This window comes from Aeromicrobium sp. EU05-FHT14F07, from assembly GCF_058790455.1.
Genome location: NZ_JBYTCR010000020.1, coordinates 1 through 14,027 on the forward strand (window position 1 = coordinate 1; position 14,027 = coordinate 14,027).

Genomic DNA, 14,027 nt, shown 5'->3' on the forward strand with positions numbered 1-14,027 from the left:
CTTGCGTCCAACGCGGGCCACAGCCCGAGAACCCAGCCCACCGGCCCGCCAGCCGCCCGGTCGAGGCCCTTTCGGAGCGCAGGTCGACGAGAAGCCGCGCCAGCGCAGCCCCACCCGATCGAGAAGCCACGCCAACGCAGCCCCACCCGACCGAGAACCCGCACAGCGCACCCCCACCCGACCGAGAAGCCGCACCAACGCAGCCGCAGGACGAGCGGGGGGAAAGCACCAGACCCCCCGACCGAGGGCCGGGGGGTCTGGGCTGGTGCTGGTAGCCCCGACGGGATTCGAACCCGCGCTACCGCCTTGAGAGGGCGGCGTGCTAGGCCGCTACACAACGGGGCCACGGTCCACGAGGGACCATGTGAGCAGTGCTGCCGCGCCGAGGCGCGGACGGACTGTCTCGTACCCCGTACCGGATTCGAACCGGCGATCTCCGCCTTGAGAGGGCGGCGTCATAACCGCTAGACCAACGGGGCGCGGACCGGGCGCAAACCCGATCTTCGCTGGGGTACTAGGACTCGAACCTAGAATGGCGGTACCAGAAACCGCTGTGTTGCCAATTACACCATACCCCATGGGGGTATCGGATCCCGCTCTCTCGACCGGTGTCCGAACCAGGGAGAAACCTTACCCGACGTCGTCTCGGACTCTCAAACCGGGTCCCGGGGCGACGCCGGCCGGCCTCAGAGGACGGCTCGCAGCCGCTCCAGGGTGCGCGTGCGGCCCAGCAGCTCGAGCGACTCGAACAGCGGCGGGGAGATCCGGCTGCCCGTCGCGGCCACCCGTACCGGCCCGAACGCGACCCGAGGCTTGAGACCGAGGTCGTCGATCAGCGCCGCGCGCAGCGCCCCCTCGATCGTCGGCGTCGACCACTCCACCGTCGAGCCGATCGACTCCAGCGCCGCGAGCGCGGCGCGGACCACGTCGAGACCCTTCTCGTCCAGCTGCTTGGCGGCGTCGGCCTCGTCGATCGTGAAGACGGCGTCGTCGACGAACAGGAAGCGCAGCATCGCCACCGCCTCGGTGAGCAGCGCCATCCGCTCGTGCACGAGCGGCACGGCCGCCGCCAGCATCGCCGCCTCCGACTCCGTCGGCGGGTCCTGCACCAGGCCCTCCTCCACGAAGAACGGCACCAGACGGGCGCGGAGCTCCTCGTCGGACAGCAGTCGGACGTGGTCGCCGTTGATCGCCTCGCACTTCTTCAGGTCGAACCGAGCGGGGTTCGGGTTCACCCGGGAGATCTCGAACGCCTCGACCATCTCCGCCAGCGTGAAGACGTCCTTCTCGACGCCGTCGACGGCCGGGAGCGACCAGCCGAGCAGCGCCAGGTAGTTCAGGAGCCCCTCGGCGAGGAAGCCCTGGTCGCGGTAGCCGAGCAGGTTCGACTCCGGGTCTCGCTTCGACAGCTTCTTGTTGCCCGCGCCCGTCACGTACGGCAGGTGCCCGAAGCGCGGGACCATGCCGTGACCGAGGCCGATCTGCGCGAACGCCTCGTACATCGCGATCTGGCGCGGTGTCGAGCTGAGGATGTCCTCCCCGCGCAGGACGTGCGTGATGCCCATGAGCGCGTCGTCCGTCGGGTTGGTGAGCGTGTAGAGCGGCTGGCCGTTGGCGCGGACGATGACGAAGTCCTGCACGTTGTCGGCGCCGAAGGTGATCGGGCCGCGCACGAGGTCGTCGAACGTCCAGTCCTTGGCGGGCATCTTGAAGCGGATCACCGGCTGGCGACCCTCGGCCTCGTAGGCCGCCTGCTGCTCGGGGGTGAGATCGCGGTGCAGGCCGTCGTAGCCGCTCGGGCGACCCGCCGCGCGGGCCGCGTCACGACGCTGCTCCAGCTCCTCGGCGGTGTCGTACGCCTTGTACGCGAGACCGGCGTCGAGCAGACGCTGCGCGACGTCGGCGTACACGTCCATCCGCTGGCTCTGGCGGTAGGGCCCGTTCGGGCCGCCGACCTCGACGCCCTCGTCCCAGTCCAGGCCCAGCCAGCGCATCACGTCGACGAGCAGGTCGTAGGACTCCTCGCTGTCGCGGCTCGCGTCGGTGTCCTCGATCCGGAACACGAAGCGACCGCCGCGGTGCCGCGCGTACGCCCAGCTGAACAGGGCCGTGCGGGCCATGCCGACGTGCGGGTTGCCGGTGGGCGAGGGACAGAACCGGGCCACGACGGGGACGTCGTCACCGACCGTCGGGATCGACGCGGTACTGACGTCACGCGCGACGAGGGGGCTGTCAGTCATGGGAGACCACCTGGTTGGAGAGGGTGCCGATGCCCTCGACGGTCACGCTCACCGTGTCGCCCACCTGGACGGGGCCGACGCCCTCGGGCGTGCCGGTGAGGATGACGTCGCCGGGCAGCAGCGTCATGAAGGAGGAGACGTAGGCGACGATGTCGGCCACCGAGAAGACCATGTCGCTCGTGCGACCGTCCTGGCGCAGCTCACCACCCACCTCGCAGGTGACCCGCAGGTCGGCGGGGTCGAGGTTGGTCTCGATCCAGGGGCCCAGCGGGCAGAAGGTGTCGAAGCCCTTCGCGCGGGCCCACTGGCCGTCGGTGCGCTGGAGGTCGCGGGCGGTGACGTCGTTCGCGGCGGTGTAGCCGAACACGACCTTGTCGACGTCCTCGACGGCGACGTCCTTGCAGATCCGTCCGATGACCACGGCCAGCTCGGCCTCGTGGTGCACCTCCGAGCTCTGCGCCGGGTAGACGACGGGGTCGCCCGGACCCACGACGCTGGTGTTGGGCTTGAGGAAGACCAGCGGCTCCGCCGGCACCTCGCCGCCCATCTCAGCGGCGTGCGCGACGTAGTTCTTGCCGACGCACACGACCTTGCTGCGCGGGATGACCGGCGCCAGCAGCCGCACGTCGTCGACGGCGATCTTCTGTCCCGTCAGCTCGTACCCCGCGTACAGCGGGTCACCCTTCAGGACGGCGATCGTGGGCGTCCCGTCCTCGTCGCCGACCAGACCGAATCGGGGGTCGTCGTCCCCCGCGAACCTCGCAACACGCATGCCCCGACCCTACCGAGCGGGGGCCCGGGCTACTCGACCGGACGGGCCGACTCGATCGTGATCGGCTTCGCGGGCGCGCCGTCGCCCACGCCACCCTCGGCGCCCACCGCCGCGACCTTCTTCAGCGCCGCCATCCCCTCGGGCGACATGGTGCCGAGCACCGTGTAGTCCGGCGGGAACTGCGAGTCCGCGAAGTTCAGGAAGAACTGCGACCCGTTCGTGTCGGGGCCGGCGTTCGCCATCGCGACGCTGCCCGCCGGGTAGGTCTCACCACCCGTCAGCTCGTCGGCGAAGGAGTAGCCGGGACCGCCGCTGCCCGTCCCGGTCGGGTCGCCGCACTGGACGATGCCGTAGGGCACCTGGGCGGGGTCGCTCACGCGGCTGCAGGGCGCGTCGTCGTAGTAGCCCTGCTCGGCGAGCGAGGTGAACGACGTCGCGGCGCAGGGTGCCTTCGTGTTCAGCTCGACCGGCACCTCCGCGCCGTTGATCGTGAGGACGACCGAGGTCGCCGGCTTCGCGTCGGCCGCGGGCGGGTCGACCTTCTTGGCCGCCTCTCCCCCGCGCACCCAGTCGCACGCGCCCGACGACGCCGCCCCGTCGGCGTCGTCCTTCGAGCTGGACGAGTCGTCACCACCGCAGCCGCTGAGGGCGACGGAGGCGGTGAGGGCGAGCAGGACGGCAGTTCGACGCAGGCGCATGACGGGATCGTAGAAGACGCGGGTCAGAGTCGGGCGTGCACCGCGCGGAAGCGCTCGACGGACGGGGCGTCCGGGTCGGGCCCGGCCTCGACCACGACCTCCACCAGCCCGGGCGCGAGATCGGGCGGGGCCGGCGCGTCGTCGACGACCACCAGCAGACCCGCCTCGGCGACGCACGGGACGACCTGCGCCGACGTCGCCGCGTCGGCGACGACGAGCGCGAAGCGTCCGTGCCACGCGTCGGGGAGGTCGCCGGCGGCGAGGTCGACCACGTGCACGGGGGGCGGGGCGGCGTCGTCCGGGGTGACCGGGTCGAGCACGAACACCTCGTAGCCGAGCGTGGCCAGGTGGATCGCGTCGGCCACGGAGTCCGCCGCGGCGACGAGGGCTGCGAGGCCGTCGCCGGCGACGCCGGCTGTGGTGGTCCAGTCGGTCAGCAGGCGGCGCGGTGCCGCCTTCGGTCCTCGCACAGGGGCTCCTCCTCGTCCGGTCATGCCGATCCGAACCGTCGTTGACGTCGGGCGTACTCCTCGACCGCGGCCCACAGGGCGAGCCGGTCGACGTCGGGCCAGGCGATGTCGGAGAACACCAGCTCGGCGTAGGCCGACTGCCAGGGCAGGAAGTTGCTCGTGCGCTGCTCGCCGGACGTGCGCCAGAAGAGGTCGACGTCGGGCAGGTCGGGCTCGTCGAGATACCGGGCGAAGGTGCGCTCGGTGACGCGGTCGGGGTCGACCTTCCCGGCCTTGACGTCGCGCGCCAGGGCCGCGGCGGCGTCGGCGATCTCGGCGCGTCCGCCGTAGTTGACGCACATGGTCAGGCTGAGGGTGTCGTTGTGCCGTGTGAGCCGCTCGGCGTGCTCGAGCTCGTTGATGACGCTGCGCCACAGCCGACGCGGACGACCGGCCCAGCGCACGCGGACGCCGAGCTCGTGCATCTCGTCGCGGCGACGGTGCACGACGTCGCGGTTGAAGCCCATGAGGAAGCGCACCTCCTCCGGCGAGCGCTTCCAGTTCTCGGTGGAGAACGCGTACACGCTGACCGCCTCGATGCCGAGCTCGATGGCCCCCTTGACGACGTCGAGCAGCGCGAACTCACCGCGCTTGTGACCCTCGGTGCGGGGCAGGCCGCGCTCCTTGGCCCAGCGCCCGTTGCCGTCCATGACGACCGCGACGTGGCGCGGCACCTGGTGCGGCTCGAGCTGCGGCGGTCGCGCCCCGGACGGGTGCGGCTCGGGTGCGCGCGGCGCCGGGCGGGCGCTCGGGGGACGTCGGGGTGCGGGGGTCATGGCTCCAGGGCGTTTCTCAGCGGTCGACGTGCCCCATGGAGCGCAGTCCGTGCTCCAGGTGCCACGACAGGTACGCGCTGACGATACCGGCGGCCTCACGTCGGGTGCGGTCGTCGGCCTGCTCGACGACGGGCCAGTCGCCCGCGAGCAGCGCCGCGAGCAGCGTGAGGGTGACGGCCGGGGGTGCCGACGAGCCCGGGAGCCGGCAGCCGTCGCACAGCACGCCGCCGGACGGGACGTGCAGGTTGCGGTGCGGACCCTCCAGCCCGCACCGGGCGCATGCCGAGAAGCTCGGCGCGTAGCCGGCGACCGCCAGGGCCCGCAGCTGGTAGGAGTCGAGCAGCGTGCTCGGCGGCTGTCGCCGCGCGGACAGCGCGGCGAGGGCGCCCACGAGCAGCTGGTACTGCTGCACGGCCGGCTCGCCGTCGTGGGGCGTCAGCCGCTCCGCCGTCTCGAGGATGGCGGTGCCTGCGGTGTAGGCCGGGTAGTCGAGGCCGAGGTCGCGGGCGAACGCCGAGAGGGTGACCACCTGGGTGATGACGTCGAGCGTGCGCCCCTCGGCGAGCTGGAGGTCGACGTGCATGAACGGCTCGAGACGTCCGCCGAACCGCGACGACGTCTTGCGCACCCCCTTCGCGGCAGCACGGACCAGGCCGCGCTGACGCGTGAGCAGCGTGATGATCCGGTCGGCCTCGCCCAGCTTGTGGGTGCGGAGCACCACACCTTGGTCGCGGAAGAGGCTCACTCCCCCATTCTGCCGTCCGACGCCCACGGAACCGGGCCGCCACCAGCCCTCCGTGCCACGATGCAGCCGTGACCTCGCCCGCACCGACCCCCTCCGCCGCGGCCGTGATCGGCGTCGACGGGTGCCGCGCCGGCTGGGTGGGCGTGCGCTGGTCCGCCGACGGCGGGACGTCGGTGCACGTGGCCGGCACGCTCGGCGACCTCGTCGGGGGTCTCGTGGCCGCGCACGGACCGGTCGACGTGGTGGGCGTCGACATCCCCCTGCACCTGCCGACGGACGCGCCGCGGGCCGCGGAGCGCGAGGCGCGGCGGCGGCTGCCGGGTCGGGCGTCGACCGTGTTCGGGTCCCCGTCCTCGGCCGCCATCGACGCGCCCGACTACGCGGAGGCGAACCGGCTCAACCGCGAGGCGATGGGGCTGGGGCTGAGCCGTCAGGCCTTCGGGCTGTTCCCGGCCATCCGCGACGCTCGCGCGTGGCTCGCCGGCTCGCCGGGCGTCCGTGTGGAGGAGGTGCACCCGGAGTCGAGCTTCGCCACCCTCGCGGGCGAGCCGCTGCTGGAGCGCAAGAAGACCGCGGACGGCGCCGCGCGACGTCGCGCCCTGCTCGCCGAGGTCGGGCTCGGACTCCCGCTCGTCGCGCCCCGGGGCGCCGGTCTGGACGACCTCCTCGACGCCGGCGCCGCCGCGTGGTCGGCGCGTCGGGTCGCGCAGGGCACCGCCGTCCGGCTCCCGGAGGACCCGGCCGACGGCGCCCCGATCTGGGTCTGACTCAGCGCGCGGCGAAGCGTCGGTCGAAGCGGTCGACCTCGGCCCGGTCGGAGGTGTCGATGCCGAGCCGCTGCGCGGCGCGCTGGACGCGCGGGCTGTCGAGGTCGGGTGCGCGGAACTCCTGCGGCTCGATGCGGCGGTCGGCCGTCGTGTGGGTGCGAGCCCGGTCGGTGAGCTCGCCGGACATCGCGTCGGCCTCCTCCTCGGTGGCGGAGGTGACCCGCACCGCCGTGGACGCGACCCGGGACCCCACGAGCGGCGCGTAGCCGTCGCGGTGGCCGAGGACGTTCGGGTGGTAGGACTCGTCCACCGGGTTCGACAGGCCGTTCAGCCACTCCGGGTCGTCGCAGACGGCGTGGCCCGTGAACGCCGACGTGGGGTTGGCGAACCGGAACCCGGCCGCCGACGCCCGTGCCGACAGCAGGCTGTTGAGACGGTCCGCGGTCGCGTTGAGGCGGGTCTGCTCCTCGGGCGAGAACCAGGTGAGGGCGTTGCAGTCCTCCCCCATGAAGACCCGCGGGTACCCGACCACGACGACGTCTGCCGACGGTGCGCGCGTGTCGACCTGCGCGTACAGCGAGGCCAACGCCGACGGCAGCGTGCCGCTGATGGTGGCCTGCGCCTGGTCGATGGCCGCGTCGCAGTCGCTCGCCCAGGCGGGCAGCGCGCACTCGGTGAGCACGTCGGCGAAGCCCGCGTCGTTGCCGCCGACCGAGATCGTCACCTTCTGCGTGGCGGCCGACAGCGCCCCGAGCTGGGTCGCGCGGACGTCGGGGATGGTGGCGCCGGAACAGGCGCGCAGGTCGAGCGACCAGCCGCGCGCCGCGGCGACGAGCGCCGGGTAGGACTGCGCCGAGCGTCGGCACTCGGTGCCGTCGTCGAGGTAGGACCGGGTGCCGAGCCCGGAGGAGTAGGAGTCGCCGAGCGCGACGTAGGTGACGGCCTGCGCGCTGCTCGGCGCGACGGTCAGCCCCAGGGCGAGGACCGGGCCGGCGCACCAGGCGGCGAGCCTGACGAGTCGTGACGGTGGACGTGTGGTGGTGTGCATGATCCCCCCGAACCATGTGACGTGTCTGACACGTTCAACGTAGGCGCGGGGTCGGACAGCGTCCAGGTCGCGCGGGTGAACAGTCCGTGCCCAGCAGCGCCCCGCTGGTCGAGTAGGCCGAGCGAGCTTGCGAAGCTCGGGCGTATCGAGACCACCCGGCAACGGATCAGCGTGGACCGGCCCCCAGCGACCGCCTGGAATGGTCTCGACCTCCGCCAGCTCCTTCGTCGCGGCGTCGACCACTAGACAAGCGGAGGGTTCTGCTGGTCGAGTAGCGGGCACGCGCGAGGAACGAGCGCCGTGCCGCGTATCGAGACCACCCGGCAACGGATCAGCGTGACCCGCTCCCCAGCGACCGCCTCGAATGGCCTCGATACGCCTCCGCCAGCTCCTTCGTCGCGGCGTCGACTACTCGACCAGCGGAACCCTCCGCTGGTCGAGTAGTAGCGACGGCGAGCGCAGCGAGCTCGTCGCTACGTATCGAGACCACCCGGCAACGGCTCAGCGCGGGTGGGACGTCAGGACGGGGGGAACCGGTACACCTCGCCGGAACGCTCGGCGTCGTACAGCGCGTACGGGTCGTGCAGCGTGCGGCCGAGCGCCTCCTGCATCCAGGCGGCGTCGCGGGCCGCCGCACGCTGCCGGGCGTCGGCCGTGCCGTCGCTGGTGAGGTTCGACGCGAAGATGCCCGCCGCCGACTTCGGCAGGAAGTCCTCGTAGACGATCGGCTGCAGCCGACCCCGGTCGTCGCGCCGGTAGTACGCGAGGCCCTGCGCGTGCAGCTCCTCCTCGGTGCGGGGGAAGGCGCGGAAGCCTCGGCTGTCGTAGAGGTCGCGGCCCGCGGGCGTCAGGGCCACGCCCCGGGCCTCGACCTCGCCGAACCGCACGCGCAGGTGCGCGTCGACGACCGAGCCGTCGGGCTCGCGGAACCGACGGGGCTCGGCCAGTGCGCGGAACGACGTCTGGCGCAGCAGCACGTCGACCCCCTCCCCCGGCTCGACCCGCGGGGGGCCCTGGATGCGGTCGATCATCTCGACGCCGAGCTCGCCCATGCGCGCGTAGAGCGCGTCGATGTCGAGCACGCGGGGCGTCAGGTGGTTGATGTGCGTGGACCCGACGCCGCCGATGTCGGCCGCGACGCTCGAGATCGACTCGAGGTGCTCGTACCAGGCGCGGTCGACCGGCTCGTCGGACAGCGCGAACGACGCGGTCGCCAGCTCGAGGAACCGGTCGGCCCGCTCGTGCGTCAGGTCGCCCTCGGACTCCATGCGGTCCGCGAGCTCGAGCAGCTCGGCGGGGAAGAGCGTGCGGGCGTCGAGGAACTCGCGCAGCCGCGCCTCGGTGCGCTCGTCGAAGAAGCGGCGGTCGTCGACGACGAGCACCGAGGTGAAGACGCGGAACGGGTTCTCGGCCAGCTCGGCGCCCGCGAGGGGTCGGAAGGCCGTGCTGACCACCGGGATCGGCGGGGTCGCCTCGCGCAGGTCGTAGAACCCGACGGGATGCATGCCGCAGGCGCCGAAGATCCGCGCCACCTGCGCGAGCTCCGCCTCGGTACCCACCCGGATCGCCCCGTGCCGCTCGGCCGTGACGCGACGGATCGAGCCGAGCCGTTCGGCGTCGTCACCGCGGCGGGCGAGCACGTCGGCATTGACCTGCTCGCACGCCTCGACGAGCGTCGTGTACGCCGGCACCTCGGAGCCGTAGAGCTCGGACAGCGCGGCGGCGAACCGGGCGCGCAGCTCCGTGGCACCGACGCGGCTCACACGAACTCCACGCCCTGGGCCAGCGGCAGCTCGGTGGAGTAGTTGACCGTGTTCGTCGCGCGACGCATGTAGGCGCGCCACGCGTCGGAGCCGGACTCGCGACCGCCGCCGGTGTCCTTCTCGCCGCCGAACGCGCCACCGATCTCGGCACCCGACGGGCCGATGTTGACGTTGGCGATGCCGCAGTCGGAGCCGACCGCCGACACGAACGTCTCCGCCTCGCGCACGTCGAGGGTGAAGATCGACGACGACAACCCCTGGGCGACGTCGTTGTGCAGCGCGAGCGCGTCCTGGAAGGAGGAGTAGGTCAGGACGTAGAGGATCGGTGCGAACGTCTCCTCCTTGACGACGTCGGTCTGGCCGGGCATGTCGACGATGGCGGGTTGCACGTAGTAGCCGCCGCCGGTCGCGTCGCTGGCGGCGACGTCCTGCGCGCCGCCGGTGACGAGCGTGCCCCCGTCGGCCTGGGCGCGGCTGATCGCGTCGCCGAACGCCCGGAACGACGCCTGGTCGACCAGCGGGCCGACGAGCGTGGTCGGCTCCAGCGGGGAACCGACGGGCAGCGTCGCGTACGCCTTGGCCAGACGCTCGACGAGCTCGTCCTTGATGCTCTCGTGGACGATCACACGACGCAGCGACGTGCACCGCTGGCCGGCCGTGCCCACGGCGGAGAACACGATGCCGCGCACCGCGAGGTCGAGGTCGGCGGACGGCGCGACGACGGCTGCGTTGTTGCCACCCAGCTCGAGCAACGAGCGGCCCAGGCGGGCGGCGACGCGCGGAGCGACCTCCTTGCCCATGCGCGTCGACCCGGTGGCCGAGACGAGCGGCACGCGCGGGTCGTCGACGAGCGCCTCGCCCACCTCACGGGCGCCGAGCACGACCTGCGACAGGTGCTCCGGCGCGCCCGTGCGGCGGGCCGCCTCGGCGGCGAGCGCCTGGCACGCGAGCGCGGTGAGCAGCGTCTTCTCCGACGGCTTCCACACCACGGCGTCGCCGCACACGAACGCGAGCGCGGCGTTCCACGACCACACCGCCACCGGGAAGTTGAAGGCGCTGATGACGCCCACGACGCCGAGCGGGTGCCACTGCTCCATCATCCGGTGGCCGGGCCGCTCCGTGGCGATCGTCAGGCCGTGGAGCTGCCGGGAGAGTCCCACCGCCAGGTCGCAGATGTCGATCATCTCCTGCACCTCGCCGAGACCCTCGCTGAGGATCTTCCCGGCCTCGATGCTGACGAGCGCCCCAAGGTCGTCCTTGTGCTCGCGGAGCAGCTCGCCGAGCTCGCGCACGAACTGGCCGCGCACCGGTGCCGGGACGGTCCGCCACTGCAGGAACGCCTCGTGGGCGCGGCCCACCACGTCGGCGACGTCGGTGGCGGTGTGCGACGCGAGCCGGCCGATCTCGTGCCCGTCGATCGGCGACGTCGCGGACAGGTCGGCCTGCACCCCGTCGGGCACGGCGTCGAAGGGGTTGCCGGCGCCGAGTCGCTGCAGGATGTCGAGGGCGCGGGTGGTGACGTCGCTCATGCGGGAGAGACCTTTCCGTGGGAGGCGAACAGCTGTCCGGAGGTGGTGGCGAAGAGGTCGGCGAGGCGGATGTCCTCCTGCGCGACGAAGCCGGCGTGCGGCAGGACCCCGTCGGCGACCAGCTCGACGACGGAGACGGCGGACGCGGCCGTGGTCCAGCTGATGGCGCGCCAGGTGCGGCCCTCGATCTCGATCGGCAGGTAGCCGCGGACGTAGTTCTCGCGGAACGGCTGACCGGCCTTCGTCCCCTCGACGGCGGCGTGCAAGTAGACGATGTCGTCGTTCACGGGCGGCTTGGCGTCGACGAGGATCCGGCCGACCTCCTCGCGACGCTCGCGCAGGTTGAGCTCGTCGAAGAGGAAGTGCATCTGGTCGAAGTGCCCGGGGTAGCGCAGGGTCTTGTAGTCGAGCCTGCTCACGCGGCCCTCGTAGGTCTGGCACATCGTGCCGAGACCGCCGGACGTCAGCGCGGCCTCGAGCTCGATGCCGCCGATGAACACGCGCTCCTTCTCGGTCATGGCGGGCACCATCTGGCGGCGGCCGGAGCGCAGGACCTCGCAGTCGTTGAGGTACTCGTTGACGACGCCCTCGGCCGACCAGTTGAACGCGTAGCCGAGCAGGCCGGTGGGGTTCTGCGGGAGGGCGCCGACCTTGAGCTCGATGTTGCGGATCCGCTCGAAGCCCTGGGCGAGCGACGCACCGACGATGCCGATGAGGCCGGGGGCCAGGCCGCACTGCGGCACGAACGCCGACTCCGGTCGCTGCCTGCTCAGCTCGACCACGCGGTTCGTGGTGGGGACGTCCTCGGTGAGGTCGAAGTAGTGCGTGCCGGTGTCGTAGGCGGCCTCGGCGACGGCGATGTTCAGGTGGTAGGGCAGGCAGGACACGACGGCGTCGACGTCGGTGAGCGCCTTGCGGACGGCGGTGGCGTCGGCGACGTCGACGACGTGCGACGCGAAGTGGAGGTCGTCGCGCGGGACGGCGTCGTAGCCGACGACGTCGAACTGGGCGCGGACGAGCAGGTCGGCCACCAGCTCTCCGACCTTCCCCAGACCGAACACCGCGACGGTGTTGAGCGAACGGGACACGGGACCTCCTGTGGCCGGCGACGGATCGCGTCGCGTGGGTGAGGCGTCGAGGGGTGCTCGACGTCACACGATGCTAGCCAGCAGGAGGGCCCGTGTCTGTACCGGCTGGACGGTCCAGCGGTGACGATCCGGTGAAGTTCGTCGGACGGACCACCCTCCCCCGCTGAGCGTGACGTTCGCGGGCCGGATCGGGTCGCGACGACCCCGAAACGTCACACTCAGCGGGGAGGGGGGGCGGCCTGGCGGGCGTGCCGGGCCGTGGGCGGCGTGCTAGACGGTCGGGATGGTCTGCGCCTCGGCACGGTTGGCGGCGGAGACGACGGCCCGCAGCGAGGCGGTGACGATGTTGGCGTGGATGCCCACGCCCCACACGATCTCGCCGGCGATCTCCGCCTCGACGTAGGCGGCGGCGAGGGCGTCGCCACCTGCCGAGAGCGCGTGCTCGGTGTAGTCGAGGACGCGGATGTCGGCGCCGGCCTGGCGCATCCCATCGACGAACGCGTCGACCGGACCGTTGCCCTCGCCCTTGAAGGAGCGCTCCTCGCCACGGACGACGAGGTCGACGACCTGCTGGTCGTGGCCGTCGGACGACGTGGTGGACGTGAAGGTCACGAGGGAGTACGGCTCCTCGCGCTCGAGGTACTCCTGACTGAACGCCGTCCAGATGCCGTCGGCGGAGATCTCGCCGGCCTCGCCCTCGGTGAGGCTCTGCACGACCCGGCTGAACTCGATCTGCAGGCGACGCGGCAGGTCGAGCTGGTGCTCGGTCTTCAGCAGGTAGGAGACGCCGCCCTTGCCGGACTGGCTGTTGACGCGGATGACGGCCTCGTAGGTGCGGCCGACGTCGTGCGGGTCGATGGGCAGGTAGGGCGCCTCCCACGGCACCTCGGACACGTCGACGCCCTGCTCGGCGGCGATCCGGTCGAGGTCCTCCAGGCCCTTCTTGATGGCGTCCTGGTGGGAGCCGGAGAAGGCCGTGTAGACGAGGTCGCCCGCGTACGGGTGGCGCGGGTGCACCGGCAGGCTCGTGCAGTACTCGACGGTGCGGCGCACCTCGTCGATGCCGATGCCCCCGGCCGTGAAGTCGATCTGCGGGTCGATGCCCTGGCTGAACAGGTTCATGCCGACGGTGACGAGGTCGACGTTGCCGGTGCGCTCGCCGTGGCCGAACAGGCAGCCCTCGACCCGGTCCGCCCCGGCCATCAGGGCCAGCTCGGTGGCAGCGACGGCGGTGCCGCGGTCGTTGTGCGGGTGCAGGCTGATCGCGACGTTCTCGCGGTGCTCGACGTTGCGGCCGAACCACTCGATCTGGTCGGCGTACGTGTTGGGCGTGGCCATCTCGACGGTGGCCGGCAGGTTGAGGATGATCTCGCGACCGTCCTCGGGCTGCCAAACGTCCATGACCGCGTTGCAGACCTCGACGCTGAACTCCAGCTCGGCGCCGGTGAAGATCTCGGGGCTGTACTGGTACCCGAACGCGGTGCCGGGCATGTGCTGCTCGGCGTGCTTCATGACCAGCTCGGTGCCGCGCGTGGCGATGGCACGCACCTCGTCCTTGGAGGCGTTGAACACGACGCGACGGAAGAGGGGCGCGACGGCGTTGTAGAGGTGGATGTTCGCGCGGCGGGCGCCGGTCAGCGCCTGCGTGGTCCGCTCGATGAGGTCCTCGCGCGCCTGGGTCAGCACCGAGATCGTGACATCGTCGGGGATGACGTCCTCCTCGATCAACGAGCGCACGAACGCGAAGTCGGTCTCGCTGGCCGACGGGAAGCCGACCTCGATCTCCTGGTAGCCCATGCGCACGAGCAGCTCGAACATGCGGCGCTTGCGCACCGGGGTCATGGGGTCGATGAGGGCCTGGTTGCCGTCGCGCAGGTCGGTGGAGAGCCAGCGCGGGGCCTGGGTGATGGTCGCCGACGGCCAGGTGCGGTCGGGCAGGTCGATGGGCGCGAACGGGCGGTAGCGCCCGAACGGCATGGGCGAGGCCTTCTGCGGCGAGACGACGTTGTTGGGCAGGGTCATGATCGGTGTCTTCCTCGGGGTGCTCGTCAGGGGTCGTGCGGTCGGTGCATGACGAACTCCGCGCCGAGGG

Annotated in this window: 12 protein-coding genes and 3 tRNA genes; 1 reads left to right on the forward strand and 14 read right to left on the reverse strand. The window is 72.0% G+C overall.

The window, feature by feature from the left end; all coding sequences use genetic code 11:
- Window positions 1-269: 269 nt before the first annotated feature.
- The 9 genes from AC3WRM_RS15710 to recO all read right to left on the reverse strand — a co-directional run bounded on the left by AC3WRM_RS15710 (window position 270) and on the right by recO (window position 5,740).
- A tRNA-Glu gene (locus AC3WRM_RS15710) sits at window positions 270-345 on the reverse strand.
- Window positions 346-406: 61 nt separating this feature from the next.
- A tRNA-Glu gene (locus tag AC3WRM_RS15715) sits at window positions 407-479 on the reverse strand.
- A 27-nt stretch (window positions 480-506) separates the two neighbouring features.
- Window positions 507-578: transfer RNA gene (locus AC3WRM_RS15720), tRNA-Gln, on the reverse strand.
- Window positions 579-686: 108 nt separating this feature from the next.
- Window positions 687-2,240 (reverse strand): glutamate--tRNA ligase, encoded by a 1,554-nt coding sequence (gene gltX / locus AC3WRM_RS15725; protein ID WP_492249443.1) that lies wholly within the window; start codon window positions 2,238-2,240, stop codon window positions 687-689.
- Window positions 2,233-3,012: a fumarylacetoacetate hydrolase family protein gene (locus AC3WRM_RS15730; RefSeq protein WP_492249444.1), complete on the reverse strand. Its 780-nt coding sequence runs from the start codon at window positions 3,010-3,012 to the stop codon at window positions 2,233-2,235. Before AC3WRM_RS15730 ends, gltX begins: the two co-directional genes overlap by 8 nt.
- A gap of 29 nt (window positions 3,013-3,041) precedes the next feature.
- On the reverse strand, window positions 3,042-3,710 hold the full coding sequence (locus AC3WRM_RS15735) for a peptidylprolyl isomerase (protein ID WP_492249445.1): 669 nt from the start codon (window positions 3,708-3,710) through the stop codon (window positions 3,042-3,044).
- 23 nt (window positions 3,711-3,733) lie between these two features.
- Window positions 3,734-4,180, reverse strand: coding sequence for a hypothetical protein (locus AC3WRM_RS15740; RefSeq protein ID WP_492249446.1), 447 nt, complete (start codon window positions 4,178-4,180; stop codon window positions 3,734-3,736).
- A 20-nt stretch (window positions 4,181-4,200) separates the two neighbouring features.
- Complete coding sequence (locus AC3WRM_RS15745; RefSeq protein ID WP_370189429.1) at window positions 4,201-4,995, reverse strand: isoprenyl transferase; 795 nt, start codon at window positions 4,993-4,995, stop codon at window positions 4,201-4,203.
- Window positions 4,996-5,011: 16 nt separating this feature from the next.
- A complete protein-coding gene (gene recO / locus AC3WRM_RS15750; RefSeq protein WP_253024257.1) occupies window positions 5,012-5,740 on the reverse strand; it encodes a DNA repair protein RecO in 729 nt (242 codons plus the stop codon).
- A gap of 68 nt (window positions 5,741-5,808) precedes the next feature.
- Here recO and AC3WRM_RS15755 point away from each other — a divergent pair, with 68 nt between their 5' ends.
- Window positions 5,809-6,507 (forward strand): DUF429 domain-containing protein, encoded by a 699-nt coding sequence (locus AC3WRM_RS15755; RefSeq protein WP_492249447.1) that lies wholly within the window; start codon window positions 5,809-5,811, stop codon window positions 6,505-6,507.
- A gap of 1 nt (window position 6,508) precedes the next feature.
- Here the strand turns inward: AC3WRM_RS15755 and AC3WRM_RS15760 are convergent, their stop codons facing one another.
- The 5 genes from AC3WRM_RS15760 to leuA form a co-directional block, all read right to left on the reverse strand.
- Window positions 6,509-7,555, reverse strand: a complete 1,047-nt coding sequence (locus AC3WRM_RS15760) for an SGNH/GDSL hydrolase family protein (RefSeq protein WP_492249448.1) — start codon at window positions 7,553-7,555, stop codon at window positions 6,509-6,511.
- A 518-nt stretch (window positions 7,556-8,073) separates the two neighbouring features.
- Complete coding sequence (gene hglS, locus AC3WRM_RS15765; RefSeq protein ID WP_492249449.1) at window positions 8,074-9,318, reverse strand: 2-oxoadipate dioxygenase/decarboxylase; 1,245 nt, start codon at window positions 9,316-9,318, stop codon at window positions 8,074-8,076.
- Window positions 9,315-10,847, reverse strand: a complete 1,533-nt coding sequence (amaB, locus tag AC3WRM_RS15770) for an L-piperidine-6-carboxylate dehydrogenase (RefSeq protein ID WP_492249450.1) — start codon at window positions 10,845-10,847, stop codon at window positions 9,315-9,317. The genes hglS and amaB overlap by 4 nt, the downstream gene beginning before the upstream one ends.
- Window positions 10,844-11,935, reverse strand: coding sequence for a saccharopine dehydrogenase family protein (locus AC3WRM_RS15775; protein WP_492249451.1), 1,092 nt, complete (start codon window positions 11,933-11,935; stop codon window positions 10,844-10,846). Before AC3WRM_RS15775 ends, amaB begins: the two co-directional genes overlap by 4 nt.
- Before the next feature lie 270 nt (window positions 11,936-12,205).
- Window positions 12,206-13,957, reverse strand: coding sequence for a 2-isopropylmalate synthase (gene leuA / locus AC3WRM_RS15780; RefSeq protein WP_492249452.1), 1,752 nt, complete (start codon window positions 13,955-13,957; stop codon window positions 12,206-12,208).
- Window positions 13,958-14,027 lie beyond the last annotated feature (70 nt).

Excerpts from the sequence above, each read along its gene's own strand:
- gltX (WP_492249443.1), bottom strand. The coding sequence starts at position 2,240 with ATGACTGACAGCCCCCTCGTCGCGCGTGACGTCAGTACCGCGTCGATC.
- AC3WRM_RS15730 (WP_492249444.1), bottom strand. The coding sequence starts at position 3,012 with ATGCGTGTTGCGAGGTTCGCGGGGGACGACGACCCCCGATTCGGTCTG.
- AC3WRM_RS15735 (WP_492249445.1), bottom strand. The coding sequence starts at position 3,710 with ATGCGCCTGCGTCGAACTGCCGTCCTGCTCGCCCTCACCGCCTCCGTC.
- AC3WRM_RS15745 (WP_370189429.1), bottom strand. The coding sequence starts at position 4,995 with ATGACCCCCGCACCCCGACGTCCCCCGAGCGCCCGCCCGGCGCCGCGC.
- AC3WRM_RS15760 (WP_492249448.1), bottom strand. The coding sequence starts at position 7,555 with ATGCACACCACCACACGTCCACCGTCACGACTCGTCAGGCTCGCCGCC.
- amaB (WP_492249450.1), bottom strand. The coding sequence starts at position 10,847 with ATGAGCGACGTCACCACCCGCGCCCTCGACATCCTGCAGCGACTCGGC.
- leuA (WP_492249452.1), bottom strand. The coding sequence starts at position 13,957 with ATGACCCTGCCCAACAACGTCGTCTCGCCGCAGAAGGCCTCGCCCATG.